The following is a 16,084-nucleotide window of genomic DNA, read 5'->3' on the forward strand; positions in this document are numbered from 1 at the left end:
GGTTGTTAGCAAGTCTGTGCAGTCGTGTATAGCTGATTGATCGAGCAAGCAGGGAGTTGTTATCTAACGAGCGAGTAGGAGCGTGAGGCATATGACAACATCATCACTTCCAGAGCATTTTCTGGCCCAGAGTCATCTTTTTCTAGAGCATATGGTGGCGTGGGAGCAAAATTTGTCCTCTCTGACCTGGCAGGAGTTACAGTTGGAGGCTCAGGCGGGGCAGTGTGCCATTTTTAGTGTGGATATGTTGAATGGCTTTTGTCATGCAGGTGGATTAGCGAGTCCTCGCATCAAAGGGATCATTCCTGCTGTTGTGGATGTTCTTCAGGGAGCCTATGCTATTGGTGTGCGCGATTTTATCCTGGCTCAGGATAGCCATACTCCCGAATCGGTGGAGTTTGCTCAATTCCCACCTCATTGTCAGGCTGGTACCAGCGAAGCCGAGACGATTCCTGAACTGGTGCAATTACCTTTCGCGGATCTTTATCGCGTTATTGCCAAGAATTCCTTGAATGCTTTTCATGGCACATCCCTGGGGACATGGCTTGAGCAGCGGCATAATTTGCGCACCGCTGTGATTGTCGGTAACTGTACCGATTTGTGTGTATATCAGATGGCGATGCATCTTAAATTATATGCGAATGCCCACAACTGGCCGCTGCGCGTGATCATACCGGCAAATGCCGTTCAGACCTACGATATTCCTGTCACAGTAGCTCAGGAAAGTGGTCTGCTGGCACACGATGGTGACTTCCTGCATCTCACCTTTCTGCATCACATGGCAATCAATGGTATCGAAGTGGTGCGTGCTATTCAATAAGGATGAGTGGAGCAGATGGCTCGCAGCATGCGATGCACACGTCCAGTCTGCTGATTTACAGCGCTTTACGCTGTTGTCGTACCGTACAATAAGAGATTTGGGCCGGTGCCCAGCCGATACAGTCAATACGTGTGCCGACAGGTGTGTCCAGCAAAGGCCCATCGTTGGGTAGGGGCAGATTATTGGTCGGGTCCCAGAGGGCAGGCAATTCCTCTACTTTCTCAAAACGCTCTGGTGGTATGTTGACTGGATAGAGGCGGCGTAGACAGGCGTCAAAGAGGTAATTGGGAAAGTGGAGGATTTCGCGCCGCCAGACAACATATGACTCTTCCTGAAAAATTGGTTCAGGGAGATCTTCATTGGTAGCACTGGCATGGAGGATGGCTGCAAACTGGTAGGATTGTTGTGGACTAAGCGTGACACGTTCAATATAATGTCCTAGTGGATTGAATGTAGCGATGATCTGAGTACTGATATGCAAGAGATAGCGTAGCCAGTGTGGTGGTTCTACCAGATAGGTGCCCCACTCCTGTGCGATGATGGTTTCCCCACGCTGTTCATGACGACTATGCCAGACCTGAAAAATGGTTGGCTGCGTTTTGAATTCACAGCGGCACTCCTGCCACGAGGGATAGCCGCGTCGTTGTATCTCATTGCGCACATAACAGACAAGCATAGCGGTCGTGCCTGCCAGTGTGCCCAGCGAGGCCCCCGACCAGATCAATGCATTGAGATTATGCTTCTTTATGCTCACCTTCAAGACGTTCAACCTCCAATATATCGAGTAGTTCTAGCAGTGAATGAACTAATAGACAATCGAGTGTTTGCGCTGCTACTTTATGTCCACGATCTAACAAGACAGGTGTGATACCAGATGCGCGTGCTCCCAGCACATCGTTGATGTAAGAATCCCCAATATGGATAGTGTAATCAGGAATAGCATTGGCGCGTTGTAACGCGAGATCATAGAGCATAGGGGATGGTTTGGCTTCCCGTGCGGCGGCAGAGATAATGACGCAATCAAAATAGGCTGTCAGTTCTAGTTTGTGTAAGATGGGACCCAGCGAGATGCCCCAGTCTGAAATAACGCCCAGCGTGTAGCCATGTGCCTGCAGCGTTTTCAGTGTCACATGCACATCGTCATACAGTTGCCAGCTGGTGTGTTTTTCAAATTCATCCTGGATGATCGTAGCTAACTGATAGAGATGTTGCTCGTCTTGCTCTTCCACAAATGGTCGTAATAGATGAATATAATATTCGATCCAGAAGGTGTTGATAGCCTGGTTGTTGGCCCAGATATAGGGATGAGTGCGTACATGGCGAAAATAGAAATCTTCTGCAACCTCGATTTGTTGTTCAATCTGCTCAAGGCGCACATGCAGCGAAAGTTGCTGGCAGACCTGATGACAAATTTCAGGAATAGAGGGATGAGGTTGTAGCAAGGTAAAACCCGCGTCGAAGAAGATGGTACGGACAGATTGTGGCTGGTCTAATCTCATGAAACACTACCTATCTGGAAAATACCTGTTGGTCAGTACAGAAAGTCTAGCATGTAGTTTGTCTGGTTGTCAAACCAACAGATGGGTAACGTCGGCGTTGCGCGAAGGTCGATGCTCCCGTGACCTGTATGCATTACGGGAGCATCATAGAGACCAGATATTAGGATTGGAAGGTGTTTTGGAGTTTATCGGCTTGATCGACGGCGATCAGGTTATTGAGGAATTCATCGATATCACCATTCAGGACGCCGGGCAGGTTGTGGCGAGTGAGGCCGATACGATGATCTGTGACACGATCCTGTGGGAAGTTATAGGTACGGATCTTTTCGCTGCGATCACCGGTTTGAACCTGTGAGCGGCGATTCTTGCTCAGTTCTTCCTGCCGTTCGGCCTCCTTGAGATCCCACAGACGGGCTTTCAACACACCAAGGGCCTTGGTTTTGTTCTTCAACTGCGACTTCTCATCCTGACAGGTTACAACCAGGCCAGTCGACAGGTGGGTGATACGGACCGCCGAGTCAGTTGTGTTGACGCTCTGTCCGCCGTGTCCGGTTGAGCGATACACATCCACACGGATATCGTTGTCTTTCACCTCGATATTAATATCGTCATCCGCTTCGGGCAGGACGATGACTTTCGCGGTCGAGGTATGGATGCGGCCATTGGCTTCTGTCACCGGGACGCGTTGGACACGATGGGTACCACCTTCATATTTCAGGCGGCTATAAACACCTTTGCCTTTCACGACAAAGGTCACATCCTTAATGCCGCCCTGTTCGGTATCGTTTATATCCAGCACTTCAATTTTCCAGCGATGATTATCGGCATAGCGGTTATACATGCGATAGAGTTCACCAGCAAAGAGCGCGGCTTCATCTCCACCAGCACCACCCTGAATGGTCACGATGGCATTCTTCTCATCCATGATATCTTTGGGCAGCAGAGCGACCTTGACCTCTTCTAATAAGTCGGCTTTGTGCGCTTTCAGGCTCTCTAGCTCTTCATACGCCATATCGCGCATCTCGCCATCTTCGCTCTCGTAGAGCTCCTGCGCCTCAGTGATCTGTTGATCGGTTGTTTTCAGTTCATTATATTTATTGACGACCTCTTCAAGGTCAGAGTGCTCACGGCCATAGCGCTGCAGTAAAGCGATATCTGAAAGCACTTCAGGCTGAGCCATGAGATTGTTTAGCTCCTCATAGCGTTCAGCTAAACTGGCAAGTTTGCCCATAAAATCCATCTTGTTTCCTCCCACTATTCACTATCCGCCGCGTAAGCTGCTTACGCAGTAGCACATGCAAGGCACAGGGAAGCGGACGTACGAATACAGTGTCAATGATTGTTCTATTCAATGTGTAGAAAATTGTTTGGGTTAGTCTGTATGACTGATAGTATCTGTTCTTTCTGATAAGAGAACATGCTCAGGCTCATGCAGAAGGAGTATTTTGAGGCAGATGAAAGCGTCGCTACCCTGCGGCAAGAAGGTAACGTTCAATCGTAGCACGACGTATATGTATTGAGCGCAATGTACGTGCACGATACGCTATAATCGGTATAGAAAGACACACTGTAGGCGGTAGTAGTATTTTCACGCCTCCATTATACCATGTTTGCCAGGAGATGGCATAGAGTGTTGGGAGGAATGCTTCCCTTCCCTAATCACTTGGAAGGATAAAGAGCCCTATTTTTTGAGGAGAGAAGGAGTTTTGTATTTTTGTGCTTTTATTGTGAGAAGTTTGAAATAATTCAAGCCCTTCTTCTGTTATACTTGGTGTATTAGCAATCAATGAAAATAAGTGCTATACAGTACTAAACTCATGTGTTATAATCGGATTTAGCAGTCCTGTTATCTGTCTGCTAACCGGCACCATGTGATCATCAAATATATTGGTAGAAAACTTCTACACCTACATAGATACATATATAAGCAGTGAGGAGCAGAAAAGAAATGAAATGCGAACGTTGTCAAAAGAATCCTGCTCGCGTACGTGTGGATCAGATGAACGAAGGACGTCGTGAATCCCACTTTCTTTGTCAAAGCTGTGTTGATGAAATGATGAACGCGATGGGCCAGCTCGGCGACATTGAAGGACAGAGTATCAATGGTGCTCCCTTCGGTTTCTCTGCGAATGGTGGGAAAGCGACATCCGGGAACACTGGCAGTGCCAGTACCACTACGGCTGAGCGACAGAAAAAGCAGAGCAAGACTCCTACCTTAGATCAATATGGACGCGACCTGACCGAAGAGGCAATGGAAGGTAAATTAGATCCGGCGGCAGGGCGTGAGCGCGAATTACGGCGTTTGATTACTATTTTAGGACGGCGGCAGAAGAACAATCCAGTCTTAATTGGTGAGCCCGGTGTTGGTAAGACTGCCATCGTTGAAGGATTAGCCCGTAAGATCCAGTCTGGCGATGTCCCGGCGACCCTGCGTGGCAAGCGTATTGTTTCCTTGAATATTGGTGGCATGGTGGCGGGCGCAATGTTCCGTGGACAATTTGAGCAACGCATTAAATCTATTTTGGAAGAACTGCGTCAGGCGACAGAAGTAATTGTCTTTATCGATGAGTTGCATACCGTTGTTAGTGCTGGAGCGGCTGAGGGTGCGGTTGGCGCGGCGGATATGATCAAGCCAGCGCTGGCACGCGGCGAGTTACGCTGTATTGGCGCGACCACTATTAATGAATATCGCAAGCATATTGAGAAAGATTCCGCGCTGGAGCGGCGCTTCCAGCCGATCATGGTGGATGAGCCCTCGGTAGATGAAGCTATCACGATGCTCAAGATGGTGCGTGCAAATTATGAGGCCCATCATGGAGTGACGATTACCGATGAATCCATTGACGCGGCGGTGAAGCTGTCTGATCGTTATATTAATGATCGCTTCTTGCCTGACAAGGCTATCGATGTGATGGATGAAGCTGGTTCTGCTTTGCGCCTGGAGGCAACTGAAAAAGGCATTATCAGTCCAACCACGATTGCGGACCTTGAGAAAGAGTTGAGCGAGATCCAGACGCAGAAAGAGGCCGCTGCCAACGCCGAAGATTATGAGCTGGCGGCTCGTATGCGGCAGCAGGAACTGGTGGTGCTGGGTAACCTTGAAAAGGCGCGTTCTGAGCGTCACAATATGATCTCCTTGATTATCACGCCAGAGCATATCGCTCAGGTAGTCGAGTTATGGACGCATGTGCCTGTCAGTCAGATGTTGGAGAGCGAGCGTCAGAATCTGCGCTCCTTAGAAGAAGATCTGCGTAAACGGGTAATTGGACAGGATGAAGCTATCGCTGCCGTATCCAAAGCTATTCGTCGTTCACGTGCTGGTCTGAAAGATCCCAAGCGTCCGATTGGCTCTTTCCTCTTCCTGGGGCCGACCGGTGTAGGTAAAACGGAGCTGGCAAAATCCCTGGCTGCCGAACTCTTTGGCGGTGAAGAGAATCTGATCCGTCTCGATATGTCTGAATATATGGAGCCACATACCGTCTCACGGTTGTTTGGTAGCCCTCCGGGATACGTTGGACATGACGATGGTGGTCAATTGACCGAGCAGGTACGACGTCGGCCCTATAGTGTGATCCTGCTGGACGAGGTTGAGAAGGCCCATCCTGAAGTCTTTAACTCCTTATTGCAGATTATGGATGATGGTCGTTTAACAGATGGTCAGGGGCGTACAGTTGACTTCAAGAATACCGTCGTCATTATGACGAGTAATGCGGGCAGTGCCGATCTGCGCCGTGCGGCTGGTATTGGTTTTACCCATAACAAAGGCGAGGATGATGAGGTACGCGATGAGCAGCACGAGGCAATGCGCTCCAAGGCGATGGATGGCTTGAAAAAGATCTTCCGTCCGGAGTTCATCAACCGTATTGATCAAGTTGTCGTCTTCCATTCCCTGGGCAAGACTGAACTGTATCACATCGTTGATCTACTGTTACAGCAGGTCCGCAACCGACTGACCGAACAGCACATTGAATTGACGGTCGAGGATGAAGTCAAAGACTTCCTGTTGAAGGAAGGTTTTGATGAGGAGTATGGAGCACGTCCACTGCGCCGTGCTATTCAGGCACATGTAGATGATGTGTTGGCAGATGCCTTGCTGAACAATGAAATCGGCAATGGGCAGGCCGTCGAGCTCACTATGCGCGAAGGAAAAGTTGTCGTCTTACCACGCAACCGTGTAGAGATCCAAAGTATGTAAGCGCCTCTCTCATAAAGAGAGAAAGAAGGCCATGGGATAATTCCTTATCTCATGGCCTTCTTTCTCTCTTTATGAGCAACCTCGTTTATTGAATCTGGTGGTGGTCATCCAAATAAACCTCCACCTGTAAGCTGTAGAACGGAAGGTACTATATGGGCTTGTACCGCTGCATCTTTTCTTCATCAGATAACGTACCAATAGTAGAGATTGAATCGAAAAGAGAGCATTTCTTTGCTTTTTTCGGACTTTTTGAACAAGCATCAAAGGGTTCTCATACCAGTACGTATAAGATATGCATTATTTATAGTATCTCGTGTATGTCTTCCAGATGGGGAGGTATGTTCCATGCGCGTGTGGGCCAGTAATTGGGGAGGGATGAAACAGCACGGAAACAGCACAGAGATAGTGGTGTAATATGGAAAATAAAGAAATACCCTGTGGTTTTATGGAAGATATGCAGGCCCGCAAGCTACTTGAGGGGCAGGCTCATCTCCCGGTTAATCCCCATGCTTCTTCTGATGAGAGTAGTGTGCCAGTTGTGCCGAATGAAGAGAGCCAGCCTGTGAGCGGTGAAGAGGCTGAGTATATTGGTCATGTGCTAGACTGTCCACCCGTTGGGATGTATACTGTAGAGCCAGAGGGACAAATTTCGCACTTGCTGACTGAACGGGCCGAGTTGCAGGATCAGGTGGCGGCATTGCGTGAAGCAAATCGGCGCATGGAGGATTTTCTGGGGATTGCGACGCATGAATTGCGGACGCCCCTGACAACGATTAAGGCCAATACACAACTGGCAATGCGCCGCGTCAAGACGCTCTTACTGGCACCACAATCTGATGTGCCGCCGCTTGAGACTGAGAAGAAGCTGACGTCCACTCTGAATATGTTGGAGCGGGCCGAGCACCAAATCGAGGTTCTTAATCGGCTGGTTGGGGATATGCTGGATGTGTCGCGTATCCAGACCGGACGGCTACACGTGCACGTACAGCAGGAGCCAAGCGATCTCTTAGCTATTGTGGATGATGTGCTTCAAGAGCAACGTAAGGCAACCCCGGATCGTATTATAAACGTGCATTTCCCTGATAGTGGGTCTATTCTCGTCCTGGTTGATCCAGAGCGGATTAAGCAGGTTATTTTCAATTATCTGCTCAATGCGCTAAAATATTCAGAGGCACAGCAGCCTGTGGCTGTTTCCGTGCAGTTAGAAGCGCAGGCTGAAACTGGCCGCCGGATGGTGCGCGTGCAGGTACAGGATAAAGGGATGGGATTAGAGCCAGAGGAGCAACGACGTGTCTGGGAGTGTTTTTACCAGTCCCCAAAAGTAAAGGTGTTGAGCGGATCGGGCGTTGGTCTGGGCCTGGGCCTCTATTTCAGTCAGACGCTGATTGAGCGACATGGTGGTCAGGTTGGTGTATTGAGTGCGCCACAAGAGGGTTCAACCTTCTGGTTTACCCTGCCGCTGGCGTAAGTAAGTAGAGCAGAGCAGAGAACCACGCCAGATTCTCCATTGATGCATGAGGAAGAAGTATTTATGAAGCCAATGAAGCTACGTAACTGGCTGGCTCTGGGTGGATTTACTGTAGGTTTTATCGGAGCAGCGGTTGTCATAAGCAGTTTTTTGCCACATCCTTTTGTTCCTGAGCATATTGCTGAACAAAAGGGAGACCTTCTTCCTCCTGTTGCAACCCTGCCTGATATCGAAGTCAGCTTTTTACGCTGTGGTAGCGTTGTTGTTCCTGAATGGCTCACGGTACGCGGGAAGCTTTCCACTGCATCCCATCGCGTGGCTCATAGTGCTGTACTGATCAAGCATCCACGTGGAACTTTTCTCTATGACACAGGATTATGTACAGACCTTCCTCTGTTCATGATGGATCAATCCTTCTTTTTTGAGCAGACGCTGGGACGCTATGAGCTTGAGCAATCTATCGGGAGCCACCTGGAACGCTTACATCTGACACCCGGGGATCTGGATTTTGCCGTGCTCTCACATCTCCATTGGGATCATGTTGCTGGTATCCCGGATCTACCCGGAGTGCCACTGTGGATCAATCGCGTTGAATTTCATGCGGCCAGCCAGAGCCGACTGGATAAAAATGAGCACCTGGTTCGTCGGCTCCTGTGCCGCAATTCGATTGAGCTCTTAGATTTCACTGGACCAGCCTATGCAGGATTTCGTTCAAGCTATGATATTTTTAAGGATGGTTCACTGGTGCTTGTGCCATTACCGGGCCATACACCAGGACAAGTGGGATTGTTTATCAGACGGGCACATGGTTCAAGTCTCTTTATCGTGGGAGATGCGGCCTGGTCGATTGATAATTATGCCATTCCAGCAACCATGCATCCATGGTTCTGGTCCCTGGTCACCAGCGATGATGTAACTGCTAAACAAACGCTGATCGATCTGTACCATTTGTCTCATCAACATCCTGAGATAGCAATTATTGGCATGCACGATGCACAGATGCAAGAGGCATTTATGCTGACCGAGCAGGCCAGACAGAAGATACATAGTATATAAAGCTTTGCTTGATGTGATGTGCAAAGAATAGACGTGAGGACGTGGGTAGCTACGTTGATGCAGGTTGGTAAAGGGTTGCGAGACTTATTTTTGATCTGGCTGTCAGAGGAGATGGGGCGAGCATGAGAGTTGTTCAGGATACTGTTTATGTTGATAAGCGAGGAAGACGTTACAAACGCATGAACCTGGAACAGCGGGTACGTTTGCGCAAGGATTATATTGCGCACATCCCTGGATGGCGTCATCCGCTGATTGGTTATCTCGTGACGATTCCTGCTACCGTCGTTTTTGTGCTCTGCATATTATATATCTCTCAGCTTTTTGGACAGCTTAGCTTTGCTGGCTCTTTTTGTGTGTTGCCCATCCTCTTTGCCGCACTCTTCTGGGGAGTAGGACCTGCTCTTCTGGCAATTGTCTTGAATGCTGCCGCCCTTTACTACTTTTTTGTAATGCCCGCCGGCAGTATCAACTTCAACAATTGGAATGATATGGTAAACTGGCGCGATGCCACGCAATTGTTGCCCTTCATTGTCTCCGGTCTGGTGATTGCGCTGATTACCGCCCAGCGCGAACGGGCTCGTCTGCAAGCTATGGTGGTTGAACAAGATTTGCAACTCTACGCGCAAGAATTGGAAGAGAGCAATCGCCTCCTGGAAGATGCCAATCAGATGAAAGATCAGTTCCTTTCGATTGCCTCGCATGAGCTCAAAACACCTATTACTACTATCCGTGGGCAGGCGCAACTGACGTTGCGTAAGCTTGCGAAACAGAAGAAGCACCTGGGCGAGCTGGATGGCATCTCTACGGCCCTGGAGCGTATCAATGAGCAGACAAGCCGTTTAACCGCGTTGATTGATGAGCTTATGGATGTCAGTAGCATGCGTACTGGCAAAGTTGTTTTACATGAGCGTTTGGTCAATATAAGCGATCTCTGTCGCGAAGTTGTCGAAGATCAGAGGCTGCTTACCGAGCGGACGATCGAATTGCAGGTGCCAGTTGATCCTGTTCCGATGTTGATCGATAGTGATCGCATGACCCAGGTGCTGACAAATCTGGTGAGTAATGCTCTCAAGTATTCGCCTGATAAAAGTGTCGTCGAGGTCTGCGTGAAGCGCGAGGGCGATACGGTTTTATTGGTTGTACAGGATCATGGTTGCGGTATCGCCAAAGATCAGCAGGACCATATTTTTGAGAGCTTTTATCGCACGCCTGATGCACAATCCTCATCCAAACGTGGCCTGGGCCTGGGCTTAGCCATCACAAAAGATATTGTAGAGCGGCACCAGGGTCGTATCCGCGTCGAGTCCGAGCCCGGGCATGGGAGCACGTTTATGGTAGAGATTCCGATTAAAGCGTGATTTGGGAATCAGCACCATAAAGTGCCATATCCTGCGCTTGCAGCGTGGACAGAAGTCGTAGGAACATCATGCACCGTGCTATGACCCAACCCCATGACGTGTTCCTCCATCGCTTTCTAGCATGTCTTCGGGGCGAGGTTTCTGTACGACTCCACCGTAGAACGGTGGCAGCTACATTGGTTTTCCGTTCCTCCCGCCTCCGTTAGACCTGATGACATTGCCCCACGTCTGAGAATTGGAATGGCCTGTTTATCCCCGGGCTTGATGGTGATTGTGGTGTAGCTATGATAGTATATTCATTAGATATATTGCATGTATTGAAATCTATTATTTTGCTGAATACTACGCGCTATAGATATAGAGGTAAAAATAGATGGCTGTTGATCCTCTCTTTTGCCCCCGGTGTGGCGCTGCTTGCGCGAGTGATGCGGCGCTTTGTTCTTTTTGCCAGCATCGCTTGACGGATACTGTTGATGATCGGGATGTTGATGCTGATCAGCCGTTGCTCTTTGAGCGCTATCAGATTCTGGAGCAGATTGGTTCGGGCGGGTTTGGGGCGGTCTATAAGGCGCGGGATATGCAGGAGCGGCAACGGTTGGTGGCGATCAAGCAGATCAATCTGCGGGGGTTGACGACACAGGAGATTATCGAGGCGACGGATGGCTTTAATCGTGAGTTGCGTTTTCTCTCTTCGCTCTTTGATCCTCATTTGCCACAGGTCTATGGGCATCGGACCGATCCGGAACACTGGTACGTGATCATGCAGTATATTGCGGGTGAAACGCTTGAGCAGTATTTACATGATCCAGGATCAAAAGATATGCTTCGGGCACTGCCTCTGGATGAGATCGTGGATATTGGTTTGCAGTTGTGCGATGTGCTGCAGTATTTGCATAGCCAGCAGCCTCCGGTGATCTTTCGGGATCTGAAGCCCGCCAATGTGATGCGTATGCCGTCGGGTGCGCTCTATTTGATTGATTTTGGCATTGCGCGCTATTTCAAGCCAGGGCAGGTAAAAGATACCATACCCTTTGGTTCACCGGGCTACGCGGCTCCAGAGCAATATGGCAAGGGCCAGACGACGGCGCAGGCGGATATCTATAGCCTGGGCGCCCTGCTCTACTTCCTGCTCTCACGGCGCGATCCGGCCGAGAATCCCTTCCATTTCACGCCATTGCGCCTCTATGGAGGCGTCGGGTTGCCAGAGATCGAGGCGTTGATCATGAAGATGGTCGAGTTGGAGACCCATCGGCGTCCCAATCATGTGACACAGGTGGCGTTTGTCTTGCAGCACGTCAAGCATTTGCGCGAGGAACAGGGATATGCAAACTGGCGGCCATCCTCTCCACCGCCGACCGAGGCGAATCCCGCGCTCTACTGGCAAAGTGCCCCGGTATCGAATGCCAGTCAGATACCGCAGCAGCAACAACAACAGCAGCAACAAAGGCGGGTGCCACCTGCGCCCCAGACAGCGGGGCAGGCTGGCAAGCAATCTGGCGTTAATCGGCGCAAATTCGTGCAGGGGGCGCTCCTCGTTGGCACACTGGCGTTCATGGGCCGCTATATCATCCCTGATCTCAACTTCCATTACGGACGGGGCCAGGGTGCCTACGAACCTGTAAACAATGAAAAGATGCTGTTCCCGAATATACTGAATAATCGCAGTGCGAAGATGGGGACTGAGGCGGTGACCTGCCTGAGTGCGGCAGCGCAGGGTCAGGTTTTTGCAACGGCCGATGTCACAGGGAAAATCGTGCTCTGGAGCACGACGACGCTGCAATCCGTCTACACCCTGTCCGTGAAACAGCCTATCTCCTCATTGGCCTGGTCAGCGGATAGTACCTATCTGGCAGCGGCTGCGGGGCGGTCGATCTATCTCTGGAAAGTCCCGCCGGTTATTGATTCCGCTGTCCTTAGTAATATCCCTTATCAGGTGTATGAAAACCTGTTAGCCGGGACTATCCAGACGGTAAGCTGGTTGCCTGAGCCGAATGGGTTAACATTCGCCTTGAGCGGGAGTGACGGCACCGTGAAGATGGTTACCCTGTCCGAAGATGCGAAGCAGATCAAGTATAGCCAGCAAAAAGTGCATAATGGAGCAGGACCGCTAAAAACAGGCGCGAATGTTACAGGCGATGGGAGCTTATCCTGGTTTGGTCAACAATATATCGCGCTACAAGACCCGAAGCTCATGGAGATATGGGATACCAGTAATCTTAACAGTGGGCAGTCAAAAGTGGCTGTTGCTACGATCACGCTCCCGACTGAAGCAAGTCCGGCGCGGGAGATCCATTGGTATCCTGATCCAGAAAAATTTGGTTCGATGCAGGTGATGATTATACTGAGCATGGACAATGTGATCCATCTGCTGAGTTTACAGCAGAATACCTTGTCCCCTTTGTCCTCTTATGATCTGACCGCCAGTGAGATGGTTCAGCACGTTTATGCGGTGACCTGCTCTGACGATGGTCACTATCTGTTTGCTGCCACGGATAAGGGGATTTATGGATGGGAAGTGAATGGCGCTAACGCTTTTATCCCTTTTAATGCTTCTCAAGGCAATAGTACCGTGCTCAATTATCTTTCAAATCGAGATGGAATGCTGGTGATTGCGGGCAACGATAATGGGGATATCACGATGTGGAAAATAGCTTGAACTTCATATAGTTATTTTAAGATGGATGCAACTTGAAGTGGTATTGTTCCCGGAGGGTGGTTTATGGGGGGTAGGCGTGGTATGATTAGAACAAACGTTTGCTCGATAGTGAGTGAGGAGCGCACACTGGTTTATGCAAGCAGGCAATGATGATATGCTGTCGATTTCGGCTGAGGATGAGTATTTGTTTGGTTGGAATCCTACTCCTGGGATTGTTTCGGTCTGGGCCAGTCGCGATGGGCGGGCTATGGTGTGGCGACGAGTTGGGGATAAAATTATTCGCTCGTCGGAACGGTATCGTCCCTGGTTGCTGGCGACTTCGCTGCGGGATGTTGAGCATCTGGGTACGGCATTACAGCCCCATGATGTGCAGGTGCCTGAGAAGGTGCTGGTGCGCTATCGTGGATTGGAAGGGCCTGCCTCCTCATATGGTTATCTGTTGTTTGCACGCGATACGCGGTCATTGGAACGCTCGATCATGGAAGGGGCCGGGCTGCGGTTGCAGCGGCCTGTGCATACGTTTGCTGATCTCAAGGATGACTATTATCGGGTGGGGCCGGTTGAGCAGTATTTGATGAGCACCGGGAAGGTCTATTTTCGGGGTCTGGTCTATAATGATCTACACCGCCTGCAATTCGACCTGGAGACCACGGCCCTTGATCCTCATCGTGGGCGTATCTTTCTGGTTGCGGTACGCGATAGCCATGGTCTGGAGCGCGTATTGGAGGCTCCTGCGCCTGAAGATGAAGCACGGCTGATCCATGAGTTGTGTGCACTGATTCGGGAGCGCGATCCAGATGTGATTGAGAATCATAATCTGTTTGGCTTTGATCTGCCCTTTCTGGAGCATCGCGCGGTGGTGCAACGCGTGCCATTGGAACTGGGACGCGAGGGCGGTCCGCTGCTGTTGGATAGCTATCCAGAGACGCTGGCGGTTGGTCCCGATGCGCGCAAGCGTATGCGCTATAGCGTGGCCGGACGTGAGCTGATCGATACATTGGATGCTGTGCGCCGCCATGATTTTGTAGTGCGCGATATTCCCAGCTATGGTTTGAAGGAAGTGGCGAAATATTTCGGCCTCGCCTCGCCTGATCGCGTGTATATTGAGGGCGCGGATATCTTCAAGACCTATCAGTCAGATCCTGCTGTGGTGCGGCACTATGCGCTGGATGATGTGCGAGAGGTGGATGGTCTTTCGTGCAGGCTCTTAGGGGCACCCTTTGCGCTTGCCAGTATGGCTCCCCGGCGCTATGAGCGTCTGACCTCGGCAGGTCCAGCGATGGGTGTATTGGAACCGATTCTGGTACGCAGCTATTTGCGTATGGGAGCAGCCCTGCCCTATCAGGCGGCCCAGCAGAGTGCCGAGGCTGGCCTGCATGAAGGTGGCGCGGTCCACCTCTTCGCATCTGGCATCGCTGAGCAGGTTGTCAAGGCCGATGTGGCATCGCTATATCCCTCCCTGATGCGTACCTTTCGCATTGGACCCTCCTGTGATCGGCTGGGCATCTTCTTAAATATCCTGGGACGCCTGACCGATCTGCGCCTGGAACATAAGGATCTGGCCCGGCGTGCCGATCCTTTTTCAATCGAAGCCAATCATCATGCCGCCACGCAGGCTGCCATGAAGATCCTGATCAATGCCGCCTATGGATATATGGGCGCAGGCTCGATGGCGCTTTTCGCGGATGGCAAGGCAGCAGGTGAGGTAACACGACGTGGGCGAGCTGTGCTGGGACAGATCCTGGATGCGCTGCGTCAGCGTGGTATGGCACTGATTGAGGCCGATACAGATGGTGTCTATTTCTCTGTACCCGCCGGTTGGAGCGAGCAGCAGGAACAGGCGCTGGTCAATGAGATTGGCGCGGGATTGCCCGCCGGGATACATCTGGAATATGAGGGACGCTATCGGGCGATGCTAAGCCATGAGGTGAAGAATTATGCCCTGTTGACCTACGGTGGACGCCTGCTGGTTCATGGTGTGGCCTTGCGTTCAAGCCGCGCCGAGCCGTTTGGCGAACGCTTCTTACATCAGGCGCTACAGTGTGTGATGATTGGGGATGTGGTCGGCATAAGGGCGTGTTATTTACAGACCATTGCTGATCTACGAGATCGGCGTTTGCCAGCATCTGATCTGGCGACCAGGGTCAGGCTCTCCAAAGCACCGGAGACCTATCTGGCACAGCGACGGACACATACTGAGCCAGCCTATGAGGCGTTACTACATGCCGGAAGAACACAATGGCATGTCGGGGAACGGGTGCGCTTTTATCGGACGCGTAAGGGCTATGTCTGGCTACCGGATGAAACTGAAGAGGCGACGGTGGTCACGGATTGGCGCAAGCGGGCCGATGGCAAGCTTGAGCCACAGCAGAAAAAAGTACTGGTTACCCATCAAGAGGTCGCCGGACGGCGCGATTATGAGGTTGAACATTATGTCCAGTTGTTACGCAACTCCTATGCCGCCCGTCTGAGCAAAGCATTTTCCAAAGATGCCTTTGAGCAACTCTTCCGTTTTGAGCAGCAGCCCAGCCTGTTTGATGTTGATCCTCCCATCGAAACCCTGCAACCCCGCTGGATACGCAACCCGTAGCCGCCTCCGTTCATCGTACGATCCCCCTGGCCGGAGAATGGTGTCGAGGCATGGTACAGCCTTGGGGTGAGATTTCGGTGCGAGCAAGAGGAAAGCGCACTTCGGCTGCGACCTCGGCACGCACCTGCACTTCCTCCTTCTCACAAGTCCCGGTCTGTGCATTCATTGTCGAGTGAAACAACAATAGTGCCGGTATATCGTTTTGGTGTATCCATCAATGACGTGCTATAATACTACAGGCACTGCTTTGGCTTCTGGCTCTTTCACCACCGTGGCATATAGCTCCGCTGAGAAGGCTGGCCATACTCCCGTTTAATTGATACTAGACTATCCTCGATGATTTGTGCGGACATGGCCTGGCTGACAGGTTAGTAAGTGGCCCCGATGCGGTACGTATATTGAGCGTTGTCAACAGGGGTGTGGCGGCACAGGAGATAGTTCT

Annotated in this window: 10 protein-coding genes; 7 read left to right on the forward strand and 3 right to left on the reverse strand. The window is 50.9% G+C overall.

What is annotated here, in order from left to right; genetic code table 11:
* Nucleotides 1-91 precede the first annotated feature (91 nt).
* Complete coding sequence (locus F1593_RS10625) at nt 92-820, forward strand: cysteine hydrolase family protein (RefSeq protein ID WP_149401539.1); 729 nt, start codon at nt 92-94, stop codon at nt 818-820.
* A 55-nt stretch (nt 821-875) separates the two neighbouring features.
* Here the strand turns inward: F1593_RS10625 and F1593_RS10630 are convergent, their stop codons facing one another.
* The 3 genes from F1593_RS10630 to prfA all read right to left on the reverse strand — a co-directional run bounded on the left by F1593_RS10630 (nt 876) and on the right by prfA (nt 3,559).
* The gene (locus F1593_RS10630; protein WP_149401540.1) at nt 876-1,574 is read right to left on the reverse strand and encodes a hypothetical protein; all 699 of its coding nucleotides are present in this window, start codon (nt 1,572-1,574) and stop codon (nt 876-878) included.
* The gene (locus F1593_RS10635; protein ID WP_149401541.1) at nt 1,555-2,319 is read right to left on the reverse strand and encodes an HAD-IA family hydrolase; all 765 of its coding nucleotides are present in this window, start codon (nt 2,317-2,319) and stop codon (nt 1,555-1,557) included. The genes F1593_RS10630 and F1593_RS10635 overlap by 20 nt, the downstream gene beginning before the upstream one ends.
* Nucleotides 2,320-2,479: 160 nt before the next feature.
* Nucleotides 2,480-3,559, reverse strand: a complete 1,080-nt coding sequence (prfA, locus tag F1593_RS10640) for a peptide chain release factor 1 (RefSeq protein ID WP_149401542.1) — start codon at nt 3,557-3,559, stop codon at nt 2,480-2,482.
* A 708-nt stretch (nt 3,560-4,267) separates the two neighbouring features.
* On the opposite strand from prfA, the gene F1593_RS10645 reads away from it, so the two are divergent.
* From F1593_RS10645 to F1593_RS10670, 6 genes are all read left to right on the forward strand, one after another.
* Entirely contained in the window at nt 4,268-6,514 is a 2,247-nt protein-coding gene (locus tag F1593_RS10645; protein WP_149401543.1) for an ATP-dependent Clp protease ATP-binding subunit, read from the forward strand.
* 415 nt (nt 6,515-6,929) lie between these two features.
* Nucleotides 6,930-7,982, forward strand: coding sequence for a sensor histidine kinase (locus F1593_RS10650; protein ID WP_149401544.1), 1,053 nt, complete (start codon nt 6,930-6,932; stop codon nt 7,980-7,982).
* A 63-nt stretch (nt 7,983-8,045) separates the two neighbouring features.
* Nucleotides 8,046-9,038, forward strand: coding sequence for an MBL fold metallo-hydrolase (locus F1593_RS10655; protein WP_172632036.1), 993 nt, complete (start codon nt 8,046-8,048; stop codon nt 9,036-9,038).
* Between the two features lie 122 nt (nt 9,039-9,160).
* Nucleotides 9,161-10,396, forward strand: coding sequence for a sensor histidine kinase (locus F1593_RS10660; protein ID WP_149401546.1), 1,236 nt, complete (start codon nt 9,161-9,163; stop codon nt 10,394-10,396).
* Nucleotides 10,397-10,769: 373 nt separating this feature from the next.
* Nucleotides 10,770-13,052 carry a WD40 repeat domain-containing serine/threonine protein kinase gene (locus tag F1593_RS10665; protein ID WP_149401547.1) on the forward strand — a complete coding sequence of 761 codons (2,283 nt, stop codon included), beginning with the start codon at nt 10,770-10,772 and terminating at the stop codon, nt 13,050-13,052.
* A gap of 133 nt (nt 13,053-13,185) precedes the next feature.
* On the forward strand, nt 13,186-15,642 hold the full coding sequence (locus tag F1593_RS10670) for a DNA polymerase domain-containing protein (protein ID WP_149401548.1): 2,457 nt from the start codon (nt 13,186-13,188) through the stop codon (nt 15,640-15,642).
* Nucleotides 15,643-16,084: the final 442 nt, after the last annotated feature.

The sequence above is a fragment of the Dictyobacter arantiisoli genome (assembly GCF_008326305.1).
GTDB classification, from domain to species: domain Bacteria; phylum Chloroflexota; class Ktedonobacteria; order Ktedonobacterales; family Ktedonobacteraceae; genus Dictyobacter; species Dictyobacter arantiisoli.